The sequence below is a fragment of the bacterium genome (genome assembly GCA_026708015.1).
In the GTDB taxonomy this organism is placed as follows: domain Bacteria; phylum Actinomycetota; class Acidimicrobiia; order Acidimicrobiales; family Bin134; genus Poriferisocius.
Genome location: JAPOVT010000064.1, coordinates 1 through 2,425 on the forward strand (window position 1 = coordinate 1; position 2,425 = coordinate 2,425).

3 protein-coding genes are annotated in these 2,425 nt (G+C 66.6%); 1 reads left to right on the plus strand and 2 read right to left on the minus strand.

The window, feature by feature from the left end:
• Nucleotides 1-1,182: DUF4143 domain-containing protein (locus tag OXG30_16505; protein ID MCY4136494.1), on the minus strand; the 1,182-nt coding region annotated here is incomplete at its 3' end.
• 136 nt (nucleotides 1,183-1,318) lie between these two features.
• The gene (locus OXG30_16510; GenBank protein MCY4136495.1) at nucleotides 1,319-1,726 is read right to left on the minus strand and encodes a very short patch repair endonuclease; all 408 of its coding nucleotides are present in this window, start codon (nucleotides 1,724-1,726) and stop codon (nucleotides 1,319-1,321) included.
• 244 nt (nucleotides 1,727-1,970) lie between these two features.
• Here OXG30_16510 and OXG30_16515 point away from each other — a divergent pair.
• Nucleotides 1,971-2,425: ABC transporter substrate-binding protein (locus OXG30_16515; protein ID MCY4136496.1), on the plus strand; the 455-nt coding region annotated here is incomplete at its 3' end.

The window sequence follows — 2,425 nt, forward strand, 5'->3', positions numbered from 1 at the left end:
TGCGTCTATCTGGTCTGACAGGCGGTACTTGCGACGACCGACATGCAGCACGGCGCCCGCCGCGAACTGCGGTCCAAGCTCGTCGCGGAGCCATGCGAGATGGCGGGCATCGTCGGCATCTGGCCCAGTGGTTGCCTTGATCTCGACGGCAACGATGCCGCGAGCGCCAAAATCGGCGATCAGATCGACTTCACGGCGACCGTCCGCTGCCCGCAGGTGGCAGAGCTGTGGACCCCGGGTCATCAGCGCCGTCTCGGCACGCAGTTGGTTGATCACGAAGGTCTCCAAGAGCCTCCCGAGCAGGTCACCGCTGGACATCACGGTCGCGATGTCGACGCCGACCGCCGCTGCCCACAAGCCGGCGTCGGCCACGAGGCGCTTGCGTCCCTTGACGAGTCGCGCGAGCCGATTGCTGTGCCACGGAGGCAGCTCAGCGATGACGCCGAGATCGCTCAGCAGCTGCGTGTAGGCGGTGCCGGTCCGGTAGTTGATCGCAGCAGCGCTATTGAGCGTGGCGTCCGTCGCTAGGCCGGCGCTGTTGAGCGCATACGCGCTGAAGAAGCGGCCGAGACGGGCGCTGTCGGGGGACGCGCCCAGTGTCGAGGGATCTCGGTTCAACATGTGGCTGAGATAACCGTCGAGCCATGCGTCCCGGCGTGCGGGCTCGCCCTCGAGGATTGCTTCGGGGAAGCCGCCCCGCAGCGCCAATTCGACATAGCCACGCAGGTCAGGCGGGTCCGCTGGCAGCCGGAGGTCGTTGCCGGCGCGCAGCGGCTCGAGGAACTCGACTCCAGTCGTGCCGAGCTGCTCGCGCACCGTCATCGGATGCATGGTCACCCCGAGCAAGCGACCTGTTCCGGGCCACAGGGCGGGATCGCGTGCGGAGCGGACCGAGCCGCTAAGGATGAACCTGCCCGGCACACGGTCGGTGTCGACTGCTCGTTTGACTGCATTGAGCACTTCGGGGACAAACTGCCACTCGTCGAGCAGGACTGGCGGTTCGAGATCTCGCAGAGCGGCATCGGGGTCAGCACGCACAGCCGCGGCTTCTTCGGCGTTGTCCAGTTGGATCACTGTCGCTGCGTGCCTGCGAGCTGTCGTCGTCTTGCCGGTGGCACGAGCACCGGTGACAAACAGTGCTGCAGGAGAGTCGGCCAAGAACTCGATCCTGGTGTCAGCCATCCGAGGGATATAGCGGGACATATCAGCGGAATACTAGTTCTGCACACTGCGAAATACAAGTTTTGCACATCATGGACTACTAATTCTGCACGTATGTCTCTGCAAGTTTGGCGCGAAATGCCCAGCAACCGCGATCTCAGATGTCGGCGTGCTTGGGCTTCGCGAGGTGGCGGGCGCGTTGGCGGATGAGTTGCTCGATCTGGTTGGCGGCTTCGTCGGGTGGCTCGTGTTCCCAGATGCGTACCGGGGTCCAGCCGGCGGCGGTGAGGCGGGCGTCAGTGTCGGCGTCTCGGGCACGGTTGCGGGCGATCTTGGTTTCCCAGTACTCGGCGTTGCGGCGGGGCTTCGTTCCGTGTTCGGGGCAGCCGTGCCAGAAGCAGCCATCCACGAAGATCGCCACACGCAGACGGGGGAACACCACGTCGGCTTCGCGGCGCACCTCGGGCAACGGCCGCCGATGCACGAAGTAGCGCAGGCCGCGCCGATGCAGCGCTGAGCGGATGAGCCGTTCCGGGCCCGTGTCGCGGGACCGCTGCTTGGACATGCGCTCCGATGCCGGCCCCGGTAGCGCCTTCGGCTCCACGCGGCCGGTTCTACCAGCCGGGCGCCGACAGTGGGACGTGCGCAGGAGGACAGGCGGGCGAGAGCAGCATGAAGGGCGGAACGTGCTGAGCCGCGATCCTGCTCATACGCTTCCGGCGAGCCATTGGGCAGAGACCGGAGACGTGGCAGTGACTCGATCTCAACTCCACACGCGACGCCGTCGCTGGGCGCAGACTGCAGCATCATTGGCTACGGCCATCCTGCTGGCGGCGGCGTGCACCGGGGGTGATGGCGGCGAGGCCGCTGATGACGGCTTCGACGGCACGGTGCGCATCGGTGCGGCGCTGAGCGAGACGGGCCGGTTCGCCGCTGCTGGCAAGGCGGTGCAACAGGGCTACGACACGTGGCTGCGCTGGGTGAACGAGGAGCACGGTGGGATCCGCGTGGGCGATGGCCGATACCGGGCCGAGATCGTCTATCGCGACGACCAGTCCGATCCCGACCGGGTGGCCGCTCTCATCGAACAGCTCATCGACGAAGACCGCGTCGACTTCCTGCTCGGCCCGTATTCCAGCACCCTGACGGCGCCGGCGAGCGCTGCGGCCGAGGCCAGCGACATGATCATGGTGACAGCCAGCGGTGCGTCGGACGGCCTGTTCGAGCGGGGATTCCGCAACCTGTTCTACGTCGGCGTCATCGC

Excerpts from the sequence above, each read along its gene's own strand:
- OXG30_16510 (MCY4136495.1), bottom strand. The coding sequence starts at position 1,726 with ATGTCCAAGCAGCGGTCCCGCGACACGGGCCCGGAACGGCTCATCCGC.